The following is a 280-nucleotide window of genomic DNA, read 5'->3' on the forward strand; positions in this document are numbered from 1 at the left end:
CCGTAACGCGCGCCCATCTGCTGGATTTCATCAAACTGGATGAAGCACCGCCGCATCATGCTCTGACGCTGACTGAGTGGCAACGCCCTGCGGAGCTGCGGTCACTGCTGGCAACCTATTCCGACCATATTTATCGTAACCAACCTACCCTGACGCGGGAAAACAAACCGCTGTTATCCCTCTGGGCACAGTGGTATATCGGGCTGATGGTGCCGCCTGTCATGCTGGCCCTGTTGACCCAGGAAACGATGCTCGATCTCTCGTCGGAACATTTCCATGT

The 280-nt window shown here is 56.1% G+C and carries 1 pseudogene; it reads left to right on the top strand.

From position 1 onward, the window contains the following. Nucleotides 1–280, top strand: a pseudogene (locus tag RTW80_RS28990) (hydroxamate siderophore iron reductase FhuF); the annotation flags it as partial.

It is taken from the genome of Escherichia sp. AM3 (genome assembly GCF_032029835.1).
Classification (GTDB): Bacteria; Pseudomonadota; Gammaproteobacteria; order Enterobacterales; family Enterobacteriaceae; genus Escherichia; species Escherichia coli.